The organism is Bdellovibrio sp. HCB274 (assembly GCF_047306075.1).
Lineage (GTDB): Bacteria > Bdellovibrionota > Bdellovibrionia > Bdellovibrionales > Bdellovibrionaceae > Bdellovibrio.
Genome location: NZ_CP178623.1, coordinates 3,040,349 through 3,060,975, shown reverse-complemented (window position 1 = coordinate 3,060,975; position 20,627 = coordinate 3,040,349). Strand labels below are relative to the sequence as shown.

Sequence of the window (20,627 nt, the reverse complement as noted above, 5' to 3'; positions counted from 1 at the left end):
GGGCATTGTTTGCCCCCATTCTATTTGCAGTAGTTTCGAATCTATGACTGCTGACAGTAGCTGTCCCAAGTTGGGAAACAAATCATAATAGGTAGTCAAAAAAAATTGATAATTTTATAATTAGGTATGCAACGTTTGTACGTAATTGGTTTGTTCATCCTCTTGATGTTCACCTGTGTGAACTCTCGCGCGGATGAGAATTGGACAGGCACAAAGAACCCTGGAGACTATACTTCAGCGGGCGTGGTTACCATTACGGGTGCCACGACGTTCAATCCAGGTACGTACACATTCTCAACTCTTATCTTAAATACGGGCGTCACTTTACTGGTGAATTCCGACACGGGAACAGGTACTGGCGTTGTTATTAATGCAACCACTATTACTATTACCGGTACCATCGATGGAAATGGTCGTGGCTACTCGAACATTACGGGGACGGGGAAGGGCTTAATAGATGGAACCGGCGCAACTGGTGGTTGTCATGGTGGACTTGCCGGCACATCTAAACCCATGGATAACTGCGTTCAGTATGGCAATCCGATCGCACCGACGACAATTGGTTCCCCGGGCGGTAAGCAATCTAATACGCCGGGCGTAGGTGGTGGGGCCATTAAGCTTGAAGCCTCAGGCACCTTAACAGTGACAGGTACGATTTCAATGAATGGCACAGATTCAACAGGTGCTGGTGTTACAAGCGGAAGCGGCTCGGGTGGCAGTATTTGGTTGAAGGGCGCAACTATCACTGGCAACGGAACCGTTCGCGCAAATGGTGGTCCCAATGCCAATAGTAAAGGTGCAGGTGGCGGCGGTCGTATTCTATTTAGTTATGCCACGGACAGCTTTACTGGAACGGCCTCAGTCGCAGGGGGAACCAGTAATACCGGTTACAGTGGATATGAAGGTAAGCCTGGATCTCTGCTTTATCTGGATCACGTCAATAATGATCTTGTTGTTAAATCATATTCCACTTTTTCAAACGGGAGTTATTCATTTCGCAATATCACCATCAATGCTGGTGCAACCTTAGATAATTCAGCGCACGGAAGTAAAAGCAATACTGGCACTGGTAAGGGAGCTTTTTACAGTTCCTATGGCTCAGGCGCTAGTCATGGCGGGCGAGGCGAATGGGCCATGGCAAACTTTACTGCTACTTATGGTTCCGCCTTAGAACCCACAACTCAAGGCTCGGGCGGTGGTGGTCGCGCAGTGGGTACTTCGCCAGGAGGCATTGGTGGCGGAGCAATTAAGCTGACTCTTAGTGGAACTCTTACCGTTAATGGAATTTTAGGTTCTGAAGGCTATGCGGGAGAGTATTATACAGACGATGACTTTCCCGGTGGTGGTTCTGGTGGCAGTATTTGGATTATCGCCAATTCAGTTTCAGGAAATGGCACCATTTCAGTAATGGGCGGTGATGGGGCTGTCCACTCGGACACGACTATTCTGGGCGGCGCTGGCGGCGGTGGGCGTTTGGCTATTTACTATTCAACAAGTTTCAGTTCATCGCTGACTTTGACAGCAGCGCCGGGCGCGGGATGGAATAATAACTATGATGGATCTGGAACTGGTTCTGTTGTTGTGATCAACACGACAACTAACGATTTATCATTCCCAGTGAACAGTTCAATTTCAAATGGCACTTACAGTTTTAATAACATCACACTTGCAGCTGGTGTAAAGGTGTGGGCCTTGGAAGGAAATCCCGGCGACACCGGCACCGGAAAAGGAACGTCTTCGGGCAGCGGAGGCGGTGGTGGTGGTTACGGTGGTGCCGGGAGTGCCGGTACTGGTGGAGCAGGTGGTGGCACCTATGGTGTCGCAGCAACGCCCACAGATCTGGGTTCGGGCGGCGGTAGCTGCGGTACTGCTGGTGCCCCAGGTTTTGGCGGTGGTCAGATTCGATTGATCGTGGCTAATACTCTTACGATCAATACAGGCGCTAATCTGACGGCCAATGGAAATAACGTCGTTAACAATACTTGCGGTGGTGGTTCAGGCGGAAGTATTTGGATCAATACCAAAAATTTAACTTCAGTTACAAATGGGATTACTGCGCGTGGCGGAAATGGCGATGGCAACGGTGGGGTTGGCGGCGGAGGACGAATCGCCATTTACTATTCCGGAACCTATTCGGGAACTCTTAACGTAAATAAAGGTACCGGTCATACTGGTGGTGCTAATGGAACCGCAACGACTGCGGCGATCGGTGTTCCGACAACATTGTTTTATCATCAACAACCTTCCACATCTGCGGTGCAAGGCATTTCATTTACTCAACAACCAATTACTGGAGCCAAAGATGCTCTTGGAAACGTCGTCGTAGAATATAGTACTTCGATTGTTTTAACGGCGTTCACTGACAACACCTGCACAACAGCGGCGCCGCAAATTTTAAACAATGGAAGCTCCGGCGTGTTTTCCAGTGGATATTCGGTGTACAGCGGAGTGAACTACACAAGAATGGCCACGATCTATTTAAAAGCCACCTCTGGTGCTCTGACCTCGGCGTGCTCATCCGCAATTGCTGTGGCTACAAATCCAGCGACACAGCTGGTGTTTGCCACCCAACCTTCATCAACTGCGGTGACTGAACAACTCTTTGCTCAACAACCGATTGTCGAGGGACGTGATCCGAATAACTTATTGGATATTACGTTTAACGGTGCGGTGAGTGTCGTGGCTTATGCCGATAGAGCATGCACAGTCATGGCAAGTGGTGCTTTATCAGGAACGGCCGTTACCAGTCTTGGGGTCGCGGCCTATTCCGGCATGAGCTATGACGATACGGGTGTGATTTATGTTCGGGCTTCGTCAGGGGGATTGACGACCGCTTGTTCGTCGCTGGTTGACGTTCGCTCTGCCTTGAATCCGTGGTTCTTCCGCGGTTACTAAATACACTCGTCCTGTTTCCTAATTCACGTTCCCCATCTTCACTCGAGAAAAGTCCCAAATTAGATAGCTAGTGGGTTTTTCATAGCGGACAATTGTGAACGTTCGTTATTATTTTAGGTATGAAATTTGGAACGTTTTATCTCCCAATAATCACGTCCTTGATGTTCACTTCTGTAAGCGCGATGGCGCAGATAATCCCATTTAATTTTTGGAAATCACCTGGTGGTGGTGGCTGTCCCGGAGTTTATGAAGTCACTTCGGGCACAACCTGGGTCGTACCGACTGGTTGGACAAATAATAATTCGATTGAAGTGATTGGTGCCGGTGGCGCCGGAACATCGAGCTCCAGCAACGGCGGCGGAGGCGGTGGCGGCGGCGGATATTCAAAATCTGAAGACGTCACAAGCTTGGTTCCTGGTTCCACAGTCACAGTTAAAATAGGCGCTGGTGGTGTTGCCGCTGCAGGATCAGCAACTGCAGGTGGTGATACTTACATTTGCAACAGCACATCGAACTGCGCATCGATTTCCGGAACAGCCGTCATCACCGGAGCCAAAGGTGGTGGTGCAGGCACGACCAGTACAGCAGGCAGCGGAGCGGGCGGTGATGAAACTCTGGGCGTTGGTGATATCAAGTATAGTGGCGGAGCTGGTGGTGCATCACCCAACAATACGGGACCTCCGGGCTCTGGTGGCGGTGGTGCCGCAGGACCAAATGGTGCAGGTGCAATTGGCGGTAAAGGTGCTGCAACTAATTTCGGTGCCGGTGGTGGCGGCGGAAGTGGTGGCGGTACAGCAGGTTCAGTCGGAGGTTCCTACGGTGGTGCCGGAGGTAAGAACTTCGCAGGCACTGGAGCAGGAACTGGGACCAGCAATGATGGCGGACCCGGCTCCAATGGCGGCGGCGGTGGAGGCGGATACGCGGCGAGGAACGGTGGTGCCGGAGGCGATGGTACCGATATCACGCCAACAGCAGGAGCTGGCGGCGGTGGTGGTGGTGCCAATGGTTCCGCAAAAGTGGGCGGAGCCGGCGGTAAATACGGCGGTGGCGGCGGCGGAAGTGCCGGTACAAGTACATCCAAGGGCGGCAACGGCGGTGCCGGCGTGATCGTTATTAAGTGCTATTAGTTAAGCGTTTCCCTGAAGGATATTTAGTACGGTCAAATATAAGTCTTGTTTTGACTCGTCTCTTTGTTCGTTCTCGTGATTATGCGGGTGAATTTGTTAAACTGTAAAAGATGAAATTTAGTACGTTTGGGATCCCATTTTTTTTAATATCCCTGTTCACAATAGTAAATGCTCATGCAGATGAGAACTGGACAACTGTGACTAAGTCACCCGCAGACTACACATCGGCAGGTGTTGTGACTATCACCGGAGCCGTAACTCTGAATCCTGGTACCTACACTTTTACAACTTTGATCGTAAATTCCACTCTTACAATTAACGGAGACACTACGACCAATTCAGGCGTTATCATCATCGCTGACACCATCACTGTGGGATCCAGCGGAAGCATCAATGCAAATGGTAAGGGTTATGCCGGGAACGCGGGTATAGGTAAAGGCGCCGAGTCCATGGGTGGTTGTCATGGCGGTTTCGGTGGATACGGGGAAGAGCTGGGGGCGTTTTGTACTCCCTACGCAGTTTCACTTGAGCCCACTACGTTAGGGTCTGGCGGTGGTATCGGGTATGCGGGTAATACGCCGGGTGCCGGTGGCGGTGCAATCAAACTTCAAGTTTCGGGCACATTAACTGTGACAGGTAATATTTCCGCCAATGGCACAAATCCCTCCGGCAGTAGCGGTACGATGGCGGGCGGCGGAGCCGGTGGAAGTGTTTGGATCCAAGCTGGTACACTGGCCGGAGCCGGGCCCATTAGGGCAAATGGTGGCAATGGCGTATCAGGCAGTTCTGGTGGAGGCGGCGGTGGAGCGGTTGCAGTTTACTACAACGCCAGCACCTATTCTGGCGTGATTTCAGCAAGTGGAGGTACTTCGTCGGCAATGTTCATGGGATATGCCGGCTCTGCTTTGTTGATCGATTCACTCAATAACGATCTTTATGTTAATAGTCCTTCAATGGTTGCAAACGGAACCTACTCCTTCCGTAACATTTACGTCGATGCAGCGGGAAGTCTTTCAGTTCAAGGTTTGGGATCTAAAAAAAATCTGGGCAGTGGTAAAGGAATTTGTAACGGTTCGGATTGCAGTGGCGGAAGTTATGGCGGACGGGGCGGAGCTGGCGGTTCGGCGACCAATGTTGTGAACAGTGGCTTAACTTACGGGTCAACACTTGAGCCTCAGGACACCGGCTCGGGTGGCGGAGTGCCGGCAACCATTTATTCATTTGGTGGTGAGGGTGGTGGAGCTATCAAACTTGTTGCAACCGGAACAATCACCATCAATGGTCCAATTGATGCCGACGGAATGCCCGCTCAAGTAAGTGCGGGTACGGGAAAGCCGGCCGGCGGGTCTGGGGGAAGCGTTTGGATTGTGGCCGGGAACGTTGCAGGAAACGGAACTATTCAGGCAGTTGGTGGCACGGGTGTTGGTGGTGCTGGCGGCGGAGGAAGAATTGCCATTCATTATTCGGGCACATTAAGTTCGTCTTTAACTTATAATGTAAATTTTGGTTCTGGCCTTAGCCCCAATGCCACGGTGGGATCCGTTGTCATAGTGGATACTGCGAATAACAATCTTTACTTTCCAGTGACGTCCACTCTTACCAGCGGAACTTACACCTACAATAATATTACGATCGCACCCTCTGCTAAGGTCTCTTCTATTGATGGAGGGATAGCTGGTACCGGGGACAGGCCGGGTGCCAGTGATTCAGGAACCGCAGGTGGCGGCGGCGGTGGCCATGGCGGTGCTGGTGGTGGCGGCTACGGATCCACCAGTGGTGGTGGAACAATCGGATCCGCGACCGCACCCATTGCGTTGGGATCCGGTGGCGGTAGTAATACCAGCGGACGCGGCCACGGTGGTAGTGGCGGGGGAGCTTTACGTTTTATAATATCCAACAGTTTGACAATTGGTGCAGGTGGAAATTTAAATGCAGACGGTAGTTCTTATATTGTCGGCTACGGTGGCGGTGGATCTGGCGGAAGTATTTGGATCACAGCTAAAAATGTTTTTTCAGTTACAAGTGGAATTTCTGCGAAAGGTGGTAATGGTGATCCTGCCAAAGGCGGCGGAGGCGGCGGAGGCCGTATTGCCATCTATTGTACAGGATCTTACTCAGGCACGCTCAGCGTAACTGCCGGTACCGGTTACGCTAACGGAGGAGCTGGGTCCACTAAAGTGGAGTGTACTGCTCCCCCGACATGGTTCTTCAGAGGTTACTGATTCTTAGAGGGACGAACGTGGAAGCCTGAAAACGTAGCCGCTTTCACGTAAGTGTTAAAATCAATATTATTCATTTTTGACGAGTGCAAAAACGCATTGAAGTAACGAACACGTGCAGAAGACTTAGCGTTGTACTGAGGCAGCAAAGCCTCGCGATAGATCAGTTCGTGCAAAACCAAAGCGGCTCTGGTTGGCGCTTTCATTTCATTCCAGATCGTCTGATTGAAAATATACTTGATACCTTCTGGAGTGTGCTTTCTAAACTGCGCTGCTGCCTGTTTCAATGAACAGCCTTCAGGAACGGTGTGAAAACCTTCATCGCGGATATTGCTGAATTCGCCAGGAACAATGCGTGCTTGTTCTTCAAATTTGTTCAGATAAATGCGATAGCGGTTTGCACGTTCTGCATCCACTTTCGCGAGACGATCGATGATTTGGTTAAGAATGACTTTGTAGTCAGTGGTAATGCGGAACTCTGTAGGTTTTAGACCATAAACATTCGCGCCCTCAAAAATATCCAGCGACTGATAAGATGGAACTTCATAACCAGGGCAGGCGATCACGTCGCCACCATTTAAAAGTTCATCAGCGGCGTTTACAAATGTAGGTTGAGCAAACAAAACGGCGGCTAATACTAGCTTTGCAAAAACGGACATATTCACCCCTCAAATCAAGGTCGTATGTCGCCACACAATTTATAGTTTTGCATTAATTAGCGCGCTGAGCCGTGAGATCCGCGCTGCGCAAGTGTTCCATTTATCGGTTAATTAATTGTAAGAATCCAAAAAGCGGAAATATTGATCCTCTAAAACGTCCAACTCCATGGGTTTTCCTTCGGCATCTGTCACAACCGGGTAACTGATTTTTATTTTCCCGGCTATGCTTTTGTACTCCAAAAACTTGGTAAATAGCACCGCGATCTCCTCGCCCGTGCTTTCGCTAAAGTAGGGAACAAAGAAGCTTTCGATTTCAGTTTTCGGTGGCAGAAAACCCGCGACCAGATTCATCTGATTTACAAAAACCCGCGGAACATGAAACAGGCGCAGGCGCTGGCATTCAATACTGTAAATCCACGAATGAAAATTACGAATGCCCAAAGAGTTAATGGCAGTCAGGCCTTGCAAATCCAGATTCAAATCAAACATGGGATTCACTTCCACGCCATCCAGGGACGAGGAGTATTCGTTCAAAGTTCCGTTAAGTTTAATCGTCGTCGTTTTGTCGGCGACTGAAAATGCTAGCTGCAATGACATGTTTAATTTTACTCGATTATAACTTTAGGAGCCGGCAGTGGCTTCTTGTCATCTTTTATCGGAGCATCCGGGTTGGTCAAGGTGGCTTTAATTCGTGTGGCAAGATCCTGTTTGATCTGCAAATACTGAACAGTGCGCTCAGTGCCCAGCAAAGGTTTTAACTTATCCAGCTCTTCTTCGCTGATTTTGTTAAACGACTGCAGGGTTTTCTTGTAAACCGTGAACTCTTGTTCCATTTTCTTCGCATCTTTTGTATTCACCAAAGTTTGCAGGGAGTTTTGCAAAGAGCGATTCAGTTCTGATTTTTTAAGATTTAAATTTTTGATGATATCGGAAAATTTTTTTTCTTCTGTCGCAGTCAGCTTCAGTTCATCACTCATTTTCCAGATCATCAGCTCCTCAAGCTGGTTGCGTTTGGCAACGGTTTTGCCTTGAGCAAACACAGCCAGGGGCTGAATCAGGAAAGCTGAAATAAGAAAGATCAGAAAAGTCAGACGCACGTTGATCACCCGATGGTGATCTAGCGTGTCGCTCGACCACCTACAATTTTATTGAGTTTGGCTACTCTGAAATTTTCAGATGATTCGCGGGCAACGTCCACAAAAAAGTCAGAATCCGTCTGACTGGAGATTAAAGTCTGGGACAAGTCTTCGGGTGACAACACCGCTTCCATGACAATGCGTTCGCGTCCATCGCTTAATAAGCCGGCACGCTGCATACCCTGAGATACTTTTGCGAAATGAGGAACCAAAATAGCTGTCGCCAATACGACAGACATCAAGCCGCCGGTTGGATAAAGCCAACCACGCCAGTGGGCTCGTAACATATTTCGCGGCCGCATCAGGACGGGAGGGGGCGCAATTTCAGTTTTATCGACTTCAGACATGATTTTATCGTGAAGCCGATTAAAAAAATCATCACTCATGGGAACCTCAAGGTCATCACTCGCCTTGAGGTTCTTGCGGACCTTGTCCAAACGGTTCATGCTCTCTCTTTGATCCATTCAATGTTATCCTTCCGCTTCAGCATAAGTTTGGAAAAAACCACCAACATCTTCATTCCATCTTTTAAGGTCTTCTTGCTCCTCGAAAGTCTGGCGCAATTTCAACAAGGCGTGGCGGTAGTTTGCCTTGGCTGTATCATATGGACATTCCATGATATCAGCGATTTCGTTAAAGCTAAGATCCTCGTACACGCGCAGAACCAAAGCTGTTTTTTGCTTCAATGGCAGCTTGTCTACTTCTTTCTGAAGGATGTCAGCCACCGCCGTGTGAACGAGAGTGTTTTCAGCCTCCGCATCTACTGCCAGATTCACGTTTTCAAAATCCACCGTGTCTCTTTTGAACTCACGTAGTTTGTTACGAGCAGTGTTCACGGCAATCTGAAACAACCAGCTTTTGAAGGAAGCACGCCCCTCAAAGGAATTCAGTTTCTCATAAGCTTTGATGAAAGCTTCCTGAGTAACGTCCTCCGCGGCGTCCATATCCTTCATGAATCTCAAACTCAAGCGCAGCACACTTCTTTGATGTCGTTTCACGAGTTCGGAGAAAAAGCGTCTGTCTCCAGATTTAACTTTCTCAACCAGTTCAAGATCCGATATTCCAATTAGATCTTTCTGCATATATGACTCGCTTCTGTATAAATTCGGTTAACTTCCTGAATTTTTTTCCCAGAAGAGCTTTTCAACTCCCCCCAGCGCCTCGTAAATTCTTTCCCCCAAACCGAAGTGCCTACATCTTTCTGTATAGCAATCTGGGTGCCAGAAGTTCGGGGTCAAGTTGGCCCTAAATATATGATTTAATTTAGTTTTTTAGGAATTTGTTATGGGACGTATAAGCATTTGTTATGGGACAAAACGTCTAAAGCGGAGGGGGAGCATTTGAGCGCGTCCCCGCGATAAAGCGTTCATTTTATTAGAGTAAGTATTCGGTGGCGAAATGCCGGACAATATATAGAGAGGGCATTAGTGCTTGGGAATCTGCGTTTCTTTTTTCTTTTGGTCCAGTTGGTTTTCCGCCGTTGAATTATTGGCGCGAAGCTCATTTTCATTTGCTGTGCCAATCAGTTCTTTTAGTTTTTGCGCGGGATCTTTTTCTTTTTCCAAAGATTTGCAGCGTTCAATAAAGACCTGAAAGTTACCGCCGCTTTGTTCGTACAGAGTTTCAAAGTCAGCAAGATCCGACAAATAGGTTTTATAAACCAACAATCGGGCGTTGTTCATCGGAGTGGTCGCGAACTTTTCATAGTTCTTGGTTTTCATCTTAGGCAGAACTTGGGTTTTGAATTTCTCCTGAATGCCCGCAATGCGTTCCATACGGCGGTGTTCAGTATGACTCTCGACCGGGACATTTTTGTACCAGGTCGCTAAGTCACGCAGTTCTTCAGAGATGAACTTGGAAAAAATCCTGTCGTCCTCGTTATCTTTTTTAATCGCAGCCAGTGTGGGGGAGTTTTCACCTTCCACTTTTAAGTAGTATTGCTCCGCACCCTTATTCCCCAAAAACATTGCCAGGCGCTCGTTAAAATCGGCAGAGCCTTTAATGTAGAGGGTCGCGTGCACAGTTTCGTGGATGATGGTGTTGACCAGATCATAATCTTTATAGCGCAGCATCGAACTTAAAAGCGGATCCTTAAACCAACCCAGAGTGCTATAGGCAGAAACGCCCCGCATGTAAGTGTCGAGATCATCTTTTTGCAAATCCAGTTCTTCTTCTTTGGCAGAGGCTTCGTTGAAGTAACCTTTGTAAGGCATCTTGCCAACGAAAGGGTAGGACCATTGATAGTGCTTAAGCTCCCACTTGTAAGCGGCACTCACCACATAAGTGACATAGGGACGATCCAATTTTACGTAAGAGGTGTAATTTTCAGTGGGTTTCAGGTGCAGATCGTTTTCCGCAAAGGCCCGTGCTTTCTGAGCAAGTTCCAGTTTGCTTTTTTCCTGTGTGGAAATGTTCGGATCTTTTAACGCCTGTTCAATCGGAACGCGGGCGTTTAGCAATTTCATTTGGTTGTATGCAGAACTTGCCAGGTAATTGATTTGGCAGCCGGTTAGGAGCGGGAGAAGTACCAGCGTGTATTTTACAGCATCCACGTAATACCCGCACGGATTGCAGAGTCATTCGTTTTAGAGCCGCCACCAATTGGAGTTTCCCAGGCATCATAGCTGAATTTCAATCCCATGGACTGCGTGATTTGCACCTTTAAGCCCACACCGTAAGACGGTGCAATGGCGTTTTCCGGCGCGTTTTCGTAAGTGTCCTGATTTTCAATTTTAATCGTCTGTTTACGATTGATCTGCGCGACCCCGCCTTTGATATAAGGCTGAAACAACGCTTTTTTGTCTGCCAGAATCAAAATCAAATCTGCACCCAGAATCTGCGATCTTTGAACCGTCGTACGTTTTGGGTCGGTGGTGTAGGCTTTGGACACAACCACAGATTGAGCATCGGTATAGCTCAGCTCCAGAGCAATTCGTTCCCACAAATAGAAGGACATGGAACCAGTGATTGATTCCATTTCATTATAGTTGTTGGTGTCATAGGTTTGAGTTTTGTGGCCGTATTGGGCTCCCAACTCAATGTTAATTGCCTGTGCTGATAGCGCGAACATGAAAGTCGAAATGAGAACGAATAAAAATCTATTCATATAACCTCAGATATTACCAAGGCTTAGTGGCGAGTGACATGAAATCTGCCCGTGTCTGGACTAAATGGCCAAGAAGTTCTACCATGGTCCAATGAATGAAAAGGTTTTAAAATGCGGGTTGCCCGAAAGCGAAGAAGAACTCAAAAAATTGCTCACTCCTGAGCAGTATAGGATCATGGTCGAGAACGGCACCGAAGCACCCTTTAGAAATGAATTTTGGAAGCATACCGAACCCGGTGTCTATGTCGATGCGGTTTCCGGTGTGCCCTTATTTTCCAGCGAAGATAAATTTGATTCCGAATGTGGTTGGCCTAGTTTTACGAAACCGATTTCTCCAGATGTGCTTGTGGAAAAACCCGATTTCTCCCACGGCATGATTCGCATCGAAGTGCGCGCGAAGGATTCAAACGGGCACCTGGGTCATGTGTTTGATGATGGACCGCCACCGTTGGGCATTCGTTATTGTATAAACTCTGCCGCCCTTAAGTTCGTTCCTAAAAAATAGTTTTAGCGACTGTTCACCAGTGTTGGTGGCATGTAGTTCACTGTGAAAGTGTAGCGCAGATGAATGTAGCCGTCGTCTTCGATCATTTCCTGTGGGGGATTTGGGAAGATGCGGGCTTCGCGGAATGCATTAACAGCAGCGGCATCGAAATTCTTAATTCCCGATTCCTTCATGATGATGGCTTTTTGCAAAAAGCCTTTTTTATCCAGCAAAAACTCAACCTGGGTATTCCAGTTGCGACGGCTTAAGCTCATCGCCATAGATGGATCCATGCCATTGATGGCTGTTTGCACGCGGGATTCCCAGCGATAGCGCACTAATTCTTCGATGCGTGCATAGAACGAATAAAACAAATAGCGATCCGTATTCAGTGCAGTGAAGGATCCGATGCTGACATCGGTGGGCAGAAGCTCGCCGACAGTGGATTGTCCCTGGTTTAGCGCATTCATCGCAGCCAGTTCTTTTGCGACATCCACTGCGCGGTAACCGTCTTTGTCGGTTTCAGTTTTATCGACCTCAGTTTTTTGCTGCGCCTGTTGTTTGGTCTTTTCTGACGCAGGTTTTGGCAAGGTGGATGTGTTCGTGCGGTTCTCTGTCATGCCGGAATCAGCGGCTTGCATTTCCTTGCGCACGCGCTGGCGTTGTTCGGAAAGAAAGCGCGCCATGGTTTCATCGTCCGGAGCTTTCAATTTATCAGGCGCCAGGGCCTGGCGAACAATCTGTTGATTGTTTTTAGGTTTGCTGGGGCCACTGGGTGGTGGTGGAGGAGCCAGGCTGATTTCAATCGTCTCCGCTTTTGGCGTTTCAAACAAAGGAGCTAGGACAATCACTCCCGTGATAAGTCCCAGATGCAGCAGCAAGCTGATCGCCATGGTTACGAATATATACGCGTGAATCCTCTTCATTGTCTCATTTTAAGCCGGAACTGGACCAAAGTGCAAGGTGGCTAAAGTTGAAACGTTTTCTGCCGATAAGTTCTTACACTCACAGGGGGATTTAATGGGGAAAGTTTTAGACATTACGACACGCCTAAGAACTCAGAATTCTTTGGAAATTGGCCACAAAGGCAGCAAAGGTGAGGTCTTGGATATGACAGAGGCTCGGCAGGAAATGCTAAGTCGCGAGCGTCGTGATGTGAAGCGCACCATTTTGACAGAGTTCGTGGGTGCGTTCGTGGTTCTTCCAGAGCAAGGCCTGATGAAAGTGGCTTTGTATGACATCTCCGAAAACGGTTTGGCCTTCGATTTAGACTCTCAGGAAGGCAGCTTCCAGTTGGATGAAGAAGTCGCAATGCGCGTCTATCTAAATCACTCCACTTATTTTCCATTCACAATCAATGTTTCAAATATCCGCGCTATCGAAGATGAAGGAACAATTCGTCACGGTGCTAACTTTGTGAAGGGCACGTTGAATGATGTTGCACTTCATCATTTTGTTAAGTTCATAGAGAACGTCAGCGCTTCGTTAAAAACGGACTCTGGCGACGTTCAAGTGTCCAACATCTCGTAAGAGAGTCGTTCAAAGTAATATTTCAGTCAGGAAACCCTTTTCCGTAGACTTTGGTCGTGGGATTTGTTGCAATTTAGCTGTGGGACTAACCGCAGGCTAGGATGCCTCAAGTCCCATTGTCTTTTTGTCACGGCGATATGCCGTGCTACTACGGAGGGTTGTCCTTGAGCAAAGCTAAACGCAGAAAAGTTGTTGTAGATACCAATGTGATCCTTTTCGATGCCCAGGCGATTATGCGCTTTGGAGAGGCTGATGTTCATATTCCTATCTCCGTCATCGAGGAAGTCGACAGATTCAAAAGAGATCAGGGTGAGAACGGTCGAAATGCCCGTCAATTCAGCCGCTTTATCGACGTACTTCGTGCCAAGGGTTCTTTGGCAAGTGGTGTGCAGATTGAAAACACTGAAATCATGGTCTACATCAACACCGACTACATGCTTGCGGGCATGCCGGCAGAGATGGACTCCCAAAAGGCGGACAACCGTATTTTGAATACGGCGCTGGCTTTACAAAAACAACATCCACGCTACAAAGTTGAGCTGATTACCAAAGACATCAATCTTCGTATCAAAGCTGACGTCTACGGTGTCGTTGCGAATGACTACGATGCGAATGATATCAACCGCGACGATTTGTACGAAGGCTATCAGGAGTTGAATATCACTCCAGCGCAAATCGATGCTTTCTATAAAGAAAAGCGTTTCGAAACTGACGCTAAGTTATACGCGAATCAATATGTGATCATGAAGGATCAATCTAACCCAAATCACTCGGCAATCGGTCGCTATAGCCTTGAGGCAAAAGCGGTTGTTCCGTTGGTTCAGGCAGCAGATTCCATCTGGGGTATTCACGCCCGCAACGTGGAACAGGCTTTTGCCCTGGACTGCTTGCTGAATGACGAAATCATGTTCGTTTCTTTGGTGGGTAAAGCCGGTACGGGTAAAACTTTGATGGCGATCGCTGCTGGTTTGCACAAAACTTTGGATCAAGGTCAGTTCCAGCGTTTGCTGGTTTCCCGTCCGATCTTCCCAATGGGTCGCGATATCGGTTACCTTCCTGGTGACATCGAGCAGAAATTAAATCCTTGGATGCAGCCAATTTTCGATAACGTTGAGTTTCTGATGGGTGCGGACAAAAAAGCAGCGGGTCGTGCTCAGGAATTGATCAATCAAGGCATGCTTAACATCGAGCCGCTGACATATATTCGCGGTCGCAGCATTCCGAAGCAATACCTGATCGTGGACGAAGCACAAAACTTGACTCCGCACGAGATCAAGACAATTGTTACGCGTGCTGGTCAGGGGACGAAAGTTGTCCTGACAGGTGACGTTTATCAGATTGATAACCCATACGTGGATTCAGCGAACAGCGGTCTGACGTACGCGGTTGAAAGATTTAAAGGCCACGCCATTGCGGCTCACGTGACCCTGACTAAGGGTGAACGTTCTCCGCTTGCAGAGTTGGCAGCGAATATTTTGTAGGAGTATGAGATGCAGGTTCCAAATGTAGATGTAGGTTTCACTAAGTCAGCAACAGTAACAGTGACGGATAAAATGGTTCGTCAGTTTGCTGAGTTGTCTGGGGATCACAATCCTATTCATTTGGACGATGCTTACGCGGCTCAAACTCGTTTTGGCCGCCGTATTGCTCACGGCATGATCTGCGGGGCTCTGATTTCCAGAGCTCTTGTAGAGTGTATCGGTGAGGGTGGTATCTATCTTGGTCAATCCATGAAGTTTGTAAACCCGGTGTTTATCGATGATACGATCACGATCACTATCAAAATCACAGCGATGCGCAAAGAAAAAGGCATCGCAACGGTCGAAACCAATGTGACCAAAGCCAATGGTGATATGGTTGTTAAGGGCGAAGCTGTTATCATGATGGCAAAAGATTTCGCGATTCCTAAATAATGGACTCTGTATTTCATCTTGTTTACGTAAGTCGTGCCTCTGACAGTCTAAGTTATACAGACATTCGTAACATTTTGAATTCTTCACGAAGAAACAACGCCCGGGATAATATCTCGGGCGTCTTAATTTTGCGCGAAGGTTATTTCCTGCAGGTTTTGGAAGGCGATAACGAGCAAAGCATTCGCAATCTGGTGAATGTCATTCGTAACGACGACCGCAATAAAGAATTAAAAGTTCTGATCGAAACCAACAGTGACCGCCGCTTGTTCGGTGACTGGTCCATGGCGTTTTTAGATGGTGATATCGAGGCAAATACCACGAAGGATCTGCTGGATTTTTTCGAGGCCTGTCTGGATAGCGGCATCAATCACAAGACGCTTATCATGCCTTTGGTTCGTCGCTTCCGCGCGGCAGCCCCTAATTTTCAATAGTACATATCATAGCTGCAAACCCGCGCCAGTACTGGGTTTTGCGTAAAGTGACGAACTTATTTACAGGGATTTTTTAATCTTTGATCAAGTATTTTACGAACTCTTCCCAGAGTGAGATTGCTTTGAAATTCATCCGAAGATATCGCAACAATGTGTAGGTACAAGCACATGAGGAGCGATTGATATGAAGAATCTAGGATGGGCCATACTACTTACAATAAGTGTTACTCTTACGGCATGTCTCGAGAACCAAGGTAGCGTAGAATTTGGTAGCGCTGGCTCCGGCAGCAACACAAACGGTGATTTCAGTGTGGTGACTGAACCTTCTCCGACACCTTCACCAAGCCCAGAGGAAAGCCCAACACCAACACCGCCACAAGGCGAAGCAGCTGTTTTCCAGATCAACAGTGGCGCAAAATTGACAGATTCTTCCAACCTTGAGTTGTCATTCATTTCTGTGTTTTCAGCGGCTTATTTAAAGTTGTCTGAAGGTGCGGATTGCTCTGGCGGTACATGGGAATCTTTCGTAGACGAGAAAATGTATCAAAGTGCCAAATCCAATCAAAACGTAACGTTGAGTGTTCAATATAAAGACTATGACAACCGTGTGTCTGAGTGTTTGAACGCAAGCATCCTGATTGACGAAATGGGTCCTGAAATCGTTTTCGCAAAATATCCTACTTCTACAGTAGAAGAGGGTAATGACGTTGAAATCGTGTTCACAGTGACTGATGCAGGCGCTGGTGTTGATAAAGTGACTTGTACTTTCGCGGGTGTTGCTAAACCCTGCGCGGCCGGCACAAACACAATTAAAATCCCAAGTATGGTCTCTGGCACATATACTTTGGCGGTATCAGCAACAGATAAACTGGCTCATTCATCTGGAAAGTCCATCACGTTTGAAGTGTCATCTAAATACAAATCACTCGTTCAAACTGTCCAGGTTACTCCGAACAAAAAAGTGGACTTGTTGATCGTGATCGACAACTCCGGCTCCATGGAATACGAACAGAAAAACATGGCGAAACGTGTTCAGAATCTTTTGAGTGTGATCAAAGGTTTGGACTGGCAGATCGCGGTTACGACGACAGATCCACGTGATGTGAAATTGGGTGATGGTCGTCTGGTTGAACTGACTGGTAAAAAAGGTCAATACATCCTGACTTCAGCAATGGCTGACTCTGAAGCGCAAACTGTTTTGGGTGCGACTTTGCAAAGATCTGAAACTGGTAGCGGTGACGAGCAAGCGGTATACGTAACTTACCGTGCGATCGAAAGATCTCTTTCTCAAAGCGGTGGTAATGTGAACTTCGTACGTCCGGATGCACAGTTCTCAGTACTGGTTATCTCTGACGAAGACGAATCTAAAAACGGTACTAAAAATGACCCGCAATCTTTGTTGAACTTCGTAAGCCAAACTTACGGTGGTCAAAAAGCATTCAGCTTCCACTCCATCATCACTCGTCCAGGTGATACGGCTTGTAAGTCTACCAATGGTTACGCTTACGGTTACCGCTACGAACAGTTCTCTAAATTGACTGGTGGTGTGATCGGTGACGTGTGTGCCGCAGACTATGCAGCTCAAGTGACTGGTATCGCAGATGGTATCCGTAAAACATTGAAAACTTTCACTCTGACTTGTGCTCCAGTGGTTGATGCTACTAAGTCAGTGACTGTGCTGAAAGATGGTCAACCATACTCTGGCGCATTCGCAGTGAACGGTGTGAACATGGTATTCACTAATGACCTTCCACAAGGCGAATACAAAGTTTACTACTCTTGCGTAAAATAATTATTAGAGAAATGGATATCTCAAAAACTGAAAAGCCCGGTCTAAGCCGGGCTTTTCTTTTTTATTTCCCTTGAAGTTTGGTAACGAGATTGGCCCAGCCGGTACGTTGGTTGAACTTCAATCCGTGATACCTTTCAATATGACCGCTGTAATCAGATGAAGAAGCTCCAGTCGGAAGCCAGATGGAAACGCCATAAGTTCTGTTATCTTGATTTTGAGAGTTCGCAATGACGAAACTGTTCTGCGCATCACGCACTGACTGCATCGCGGGAGTCGTGATGCCGTTGCGGGAAATCAGATCCACGAAGTCGATTACGTCTCTATAATCCCAGTAAGTGAAAAGTTTCGCGTTCTTGGCAGAGCGCGCCACTTTGAAAATATCTCCGTCATTCAATCCCTGAAGTTCTTCAGCCATTCGTTTTAGTGACTGTTCATAAGTATCAAGTTGAGACAAATCATATGCCGACATTGTGACTTTGCGATGGCCATAGACTCCGCCATTATAAGCTGCCAGATAGTCTGCCGCGTGCACTTTCACCAGTTCAGCAGGTGTCATGGCGGGATTGTTAAACCACTTCGCCAGGAAGGTTGCATAAGGCCAGCCTGCGCCCGGTTCCACGTCTTGGGAGCCCAGATAGTACTGCACTGATTCAGACATCTCAGAAGCAACTTCCACCATACCCATCAGGCAGGCGTCGGAAGAATAAACATCTACTTTGTGACCGATGATTTTTGCGGACTCTGCCATCGCCTGACCCAGTTGTTCGGTTGTGATGCGATTGCCAGTGTTGTCATCCCAGGAAATATCCATCGGGCGAATAACTCCAGGGACATTTAACAGATGCCAACCACCACCGTGATTCCAAACTACGATGAAGTATTTTTTCGCTGGATAGTTTTGGTTCGCCCAGTCGACAAACTTTACCAGCTCTTTCCAGTCACCCATATCCACAGAACCCAGGTTTTGAACGACAGGGGAGGTGACAGTGTTTGTGTTGCTGTCTTTTGTGATCAAGTGACGTGTTACATTGTCGCGGCTTGCAGAAGCCCATTGAACCAGGACATTGACCTGATCGTTCGAACCCAATTGCTCCATTTGATTGATATTCATCGGACCGAAACTGTCGAGATTGTTATTCCCGTTCAGGAAAACCAGCATGTTCCATTCTTTGACCGATTGGGTAGCCGCGACTGCAAAAGACGAAGCAAGCATAAAGATGCACACAGTGAAAACGCGCAAAACGTGATTCATTTTTCCTCCATGAAAAATGGGTGCTTGCAGAATAGCATTATGGCGGACCAAAGCCACCACCTCTTAACAAATGTTCAGGACTTTGGTTGTGGTGGCCGCGCTATTTTTCTAAATACTGAAGTAAAGAAGTGCAGGCCGCTTTCATGATCTTTGGATTGTTCTGCATGCGGGCGATTTGCAAAGCTCCCTGGCAAGTGCTCATTAAAAGGAGCGCTGTCTCTTTTGGTTTAATATCTTTTTTAAGCGAACCCTGTTTGCAACCGGTTTTGAATTGTTCGGTCAGCCATTCTTGTTGGCCACTTTGAAACTCCACGACAGCTTTCTTTAGTTTGGGTGGAAGTGTATTGAAGTCGATGCAAAGCACTCCACCGGGGCAAACTTTTAATCCGTCTTGAGAAAAGGAGTAATACATGTCGATGAATTTTTTGATTCTTTCCAGTGCATGGTGATCTTCATATTTTTTTAGCCAATCCTGAAAGGCCTGTGAGTAATCCTCGATCAGTGCCAGTCCCAGGTCTTCTTTTGAGGCAAAATAGTAGTGCAGACTGGCTTTGCGGATTCCCAGTTCGTCAGCGATATCCTGAAAGCTAAAGCCGTTATACCCGCGTAATTGCAGGTGGTTTTTGGCGGCTTCAAGGGCTAGCTTCTTTGTTTCCATTCAGGTCTCCGTGATTGGACTTGCTTTGGGGGTCTCTCAGGGGTATTCTACCTACCAGTAGGTAGGTAATCAAGCCAGAAAAGGACTGCGTATGAAAACCAAACAAATGAGACCCATTGCAATTCTAGCGGGATCCCGAACTCCGTTTACAAAATCCCAGACGAACTATGTTCGCACCTCCAATCAGGAGTTGATGACGGCGGTTTTGCAGGATCTGGTGAATAAGACCAATATCAGAGGCGTTCGTGTGGGTGATGTTTCCACAGGTGCTGTTATGAAAAATGCAGCCGATTGGAACATGACTCGTGAAAGCGTTTTAAGTTCAGGTCTTGATCCGCACACGCCAGGATATGATGTGCAAAGAGCCTGCGGCACGGGTTTAGAGACGGCGTGGCATATCGGTTTAAAAATCGCAGCTGGCCAGATTGAAAGTGGAATTGCGGGTGGTACTGATACCAACAGTGACATCCAAGGTGTTTTGCCTCACGAATTCACCTGGAAGCTGATGGATGCACAGAAAGAAAAATCCCTGGCAGGTCGTCTGGCAAAATTTGCTAAACTATCATTGAAAGACTTGAAGCCGAAATTTCCGGTGGTGGTGGAACCACGCACGGGTCTTTCCATGGGTCAGCATACCGAGCTTATGGTTAAGGAATGGCATATCTCTCAGGAAGAACAAGATAAGCTTGCTTTGGCCAGTCATCAGAATGCTTCCAAGGCTTGGGATGCGGGGTTCTTTAAAGATCTTGTGTTTGAATTCAAAGGTCTTAAAAAAGACACTTTGGTTCGTGGCGATACCACTTTGGAAAAGCTTGCGAAATTAAAACCCGCATTCGATAAAACAGGTACGGGAACACTGACAGCGGGTAACAGCACAGCTTTGACTGACGGTGCTTCGGCTGTACTTTTAGGCAGCGAAGACTTCGCTAAGAAACACGACTTGCCCGTTTTGGCATACTTGACTGATGCTGAAGTGGCAGCGGTGGACTATGTCGGTGGTGAAGGTCTGTTGATGGCACCAACTTATGCGGTTGCCCGTATGCTTGAGCGTAATGGTTTAACTTTACAGGATTTTGATTTCTATGAAATTCACGAAGCCTTTGCAGGCCAGGTGCTGTGCACATTGAAAGCGTGGGAGTCGGAAGAATACTGCCGAACAAAATTGGGACTGACAAAAGCTCTGGGCTCGATTGATCGTAGTAAACTGAACATCAATGGTGGTTCATTGGCTTTAGGTCATCCCTTCGCTGCAACTGGTGGTCGCATTCTGGTATCGCTTGCAAAAATGCTTTCGCAAAAAGGCAGTGGTCGAGGTTTGATCTCGATCTGTACAGCAGGTGGTATGGGTGTAACAGCAATCGTAGAGAGATAAGATGATTTCGTGACAACTGACAGTGATCTTATATGATCATTGTCAGAGGTCAC

The 20,627-nt window shown here is 47.5% G+C and carries 20 protein-coding genes; 10 read left to right on the top strand and 10 right to left on the bottom strand.

Annotation, left to right across the window (positions count from 1 at the left end; translation table 11 throughout):
- The first annotated feature begins 126 nt into the window (after positions 1 to 126).
- From ACLWNV_RS14825 to ACLWNV_RS14815, 3 genes are all read left to right on the top strand, one after another.
- Positions 127 to 2,895: a beta strand repeat-containing protein gene (locus ACLWNV_RS14825; RefSeq protein WP_413585218.1), complete on the top strand. Its 2,769-nt coding sequence runs from the start codon at positions 127 to 129 to the stop codon at positions 2,893 to 2,895.
- 119 nt (positions 2,896 to 3,014) lie between these two features.
- Positions 3,015 to 4,022: a hypothetical protein gene (locus tag ACLWNV_RS14820; protein ID WP_413585217.1), complete on the top strand. Its 1,008-nt coding sequence runs from the start codon at positions 3,015 to 3,017 to the stop codon at positions 4,020 to 4,022.
- A gap of 197 nt (positions 4,023 to 4,219) precedes the next feature.
- Positions 4,220 to 6,244 carry a hypothetical protein gene (locus ACLWNV_RS14815; RefSeq protein ID WP_413585216.1) on the top strand — a complete coding sequence of 675 codons (2,025 nt, stop codon included), beginning with the start codon at positions 4,220 to 4,222 and terminating at the stop codon, positions 6,242 to 6,244.
- Here the strand turns inward: ACLWNV_RS14815 and ACLWNV_RS14810 are convergent.
- The 7 genes from ACLWNV_RS14810 to ACLWNV_RS14780 all read right to left on the bottom strand — a co-directional run bounded on the left by ACLWNV_RS14810 (position 6,238) and on the right by ACLWNV_RS14780 (position 11,142).
- The gene (locus tag ACLWNV_RS14810; RefSeq protein ID WP_413585215.1) at positions 6,238 to 6,900 is read right to left on the bottom strand and encodes a hypothetical protein; all 663 of its coding nucleotides are present in this window, start codon (positions 6,898 to 6,900) and stop codon (positions 6,238 to 6,240) included. The two genes, ACLWNV_RS14815 and ACLWNV_RS14810, sit on opposite strands and share 7 nt — an antisense overlap.
- A 111-nt stretch (positions 6,901 to 7,011) precedes the next feature.
- Positions 7,012 to 7,497 (bottom strand): hypothetical protein, encoded by a 486-nt coding sequence (locus tag ACLWNV_RS14805; RefSeq protein WP_413585214.1) that lies wholly within the window; start codon positions 7,495 to 7,497, stop codon positions 7,012 to 7,014.
- Between the two features lie 8 nt (positions 7,498 to 7,505).
- A complete protein-coding gene (locus tag ACLWNV_RS14800; protein WP_413585213.1) occupies positions 7,506 to 8,006 on the bottom strand; it encodes a hypothetical protein in 501 nt (166 codons plus the stop codon).
- A gap of 11 nt (positions 8,007 to 8,017) precedes the next feature.
- On the bottom strand, positions 8,018 to 8,482 hold the full coding sequence (locus ACLWNV_RS14795) for a hypothetical protein (RefSeq protein ID WP_413585212.1): 465 nt from the start codon (positions 8,480 to 8,482) through the stop codon (positions 8,018 to 8,020).
- A 24-nt stretch (positions 8,483 to 8,506) separates the two neighbouring features.
- The gene (locus tag ACLWNV_RS14790; protein ID WP_413575725.1) at positions 8,507 to 9,118 is read right to left on the bottom strand and encodes an RNA polymerase sigma factor; all 612 of its coding nucleotides are present in this window, start codon (positions 9,116 to 9,118) and stop codon (positions 8,507 to 8,509) included.
- A 342-nt stretch (positions 9,119 to 9,460) separates the two neighbouring features.
- Positions 9,461 to 10,588, bottom strand: coding sequence for an aminopeptidase (locus tag ACLWNV_RS14785; protein WP_413585211.1), 1,128 nt, complete (start codon positions 10,586 to 10,588; stop codon positions 9,461 to 9,463).
- Positions 10,576 to 11,142, bottom strand: a complete 567-nt coding sequence (locus ACLWNV_RS14780) for an outer membrane beta-barrel protein (protein ID WP_413585210.1) — start codon at positions 11,140 to 11,142, stop codon at positions 10,576 to 10,578. Before ACLWNV_RS14780 ends, ACLWNV_RS14785 begins: the two co-directional genes overlap by 13 nt.
- Positions 11,143 to 11,233: 91 nt before the next feature.
- Here ACLWNV_RS14780 and msrB point away from each other — a divergent pair, with 91 nt between their 5' ends.
- On the top strand, positions 11,234 to 11,647 hold the full coding sequence (gene msrB / locus ACLWNV_RS14775; protein ID WP_413585209.1) for a peptide-methionine (R)-S-oxide reductase MsrB: 414 nt from the start codon (positions 11,234 to 11,236) through the stop codon (positions 11,645 to 11,647).
- 2 nt (positions 11,648 to 11,649) lie between these two features.
- Here the strand turns inward: msrB and ACLWNV_RS14770 are convergent, their stop codons facing one another.
- The gene (locus ACLWNV_RS14770; protein ID WP_413585208.1) at positions 11,650 to 12,552 is read right to left on the bottom strand and encodes an energy transducer TonB; all 903 of its coding nucleotides are present in this window, start codon (positions 12,550 to 12,552) and stop codon (positions 11,650 to 11,652) included.
- A gap of 94 nt (positions 12,553 to 12,646) precedes the next feature.
- Here ACLWNV_RS14770 and ACLWNV_RS14765 point away from each other — a divergent pair, with 94 nt between their 5' ends.
- The 5 genes from ACLWNV_RS14765 to ACLWNV_RS14745 all read left to right on the top strand — a co-directional run bounded on the left by ACLWNV_RS14765 (position 12,647) and on the right by ACLWNV_RS14745 (position 17,292).
- On the top strand, positions 12,647 to 13,156 hold the full coding sequence (locus tag ACLWNV_RS14765; RefSeq protein WP_413585207.1) for a PilZ domain-containing protein: 510 nt from the start codon (positions 12,647 to 12,649) through the stop codon (positions 13,154 to 13,156).
- A 137-nt stretch (positions 13,157 to 13,293) separates the two neighbouring features.
- Positions 13,294 to 14,637 (top strand): PhoH family protein, encoded by a 1,344-nt coding sequence (locus ACLWNV_RS14760; protein ID WP_413587641.1) that lies wholly within the window; start codon positions 13,294 to 13,296, stop codon positions 14,635 to 14,637.
- A gap of 9 nt (positions 14,638 to 14,646) precedes the next feature.
- Positions 14,647 to 15,069: a MaoC family dehydratase gene (locus ACLWNV_RS14755; RefSeq protein ID WP_413585206.1), complete on the top strand. Its 423-nt coding sequence runs from the start codon at positions 14,647 to 14,649 to the stop codon at positions 15,067 to 15,069.
- Positions 15,069 to 15,500: a BLUF domain-containing protein gene (locus tag ACLWNV_RS14750; protein ID WP_413585205.1), complete on the top strand. Its 432-nt coding sequence runs from the start codon at positions 15,069 to 15,071 to the stop codon at positions 15,498 to 15,500. Before ACLWNV_RS14755 ends, ACLWNV_RS14750 begins: the two co-directional genes overlap by 1 nt.
- 184 nt (positions 15,501 to 15,684) lie before the next feature.
- A complete protein-coding gene (locus ACLWNV_RS14745; RefSeq protein ID WP_413585204.1) occupies positions 15,685 to 17,292 on the top strand; it encodes a hypothetical protein in 1,608 nt (535 codons plus the stop codon).
- A gap of 61 nt (positions 17,293 to 17,353) precedes the next feature.
- On the opposite strand, the gene ACLWNV_RS14740 is transcribed toward ACLWNV_RS14745, so the two are convergent.
- Together ACLWNV_RS14740 and ACLWNV_RS14735 are read right to left on the bottom strand one after the other, a co-directional pair.
- Positions 17,354 to 18,544 carry a clostripain-related cysteine peptidase gene (locus ACLWNV_RS14740; RefSeq protein ID WP_413585203.1) on the bottom strand — a complete coding sequence of 397 codons (1,191 nt, stop codon included), beginning with the start codon at positions 18,542 to 18,544 and terminating at the stop codon, positions 17,354 to 17,356.
- A 100-nt stretch (positions 18,545 to 18,644) separates the two neighbouring features.
- The gene (locus tag ACLWNV_RS14735; protein ID WP_413585202.1) at positions 18,645 to 19,202 is read right to left on the bottom strand and encodes a TetR/AcrR family transcriptional regulator; all 558 of its coding nucleotides are present in this window, start codon (positions 19,200 to 19,202) and stop codon (positions 18,645 to 18,647) included.
- 91 nt (positions 19,203 to 19,293) lie between these two features.
- Here ACLWNV_RS14735 and ACLWNV_RS14730 point away from each other — a divergent pair, with 91 nt between their 5' ends.
- Complete coding sequence (locus tag ACLWNV_RS14730; RefSeq protein ID WP_413585201.1) at positions 19,294 to 20,574, top strand: acetyl-CoA C-acetyltransferase; 1,281 nt, start codon at positions 19,294 to 19,296, stop codon at positions 20,572 to 20,574.
- Positions 20,575 to 20,627 lie beyond the last annotated feature (53 nt).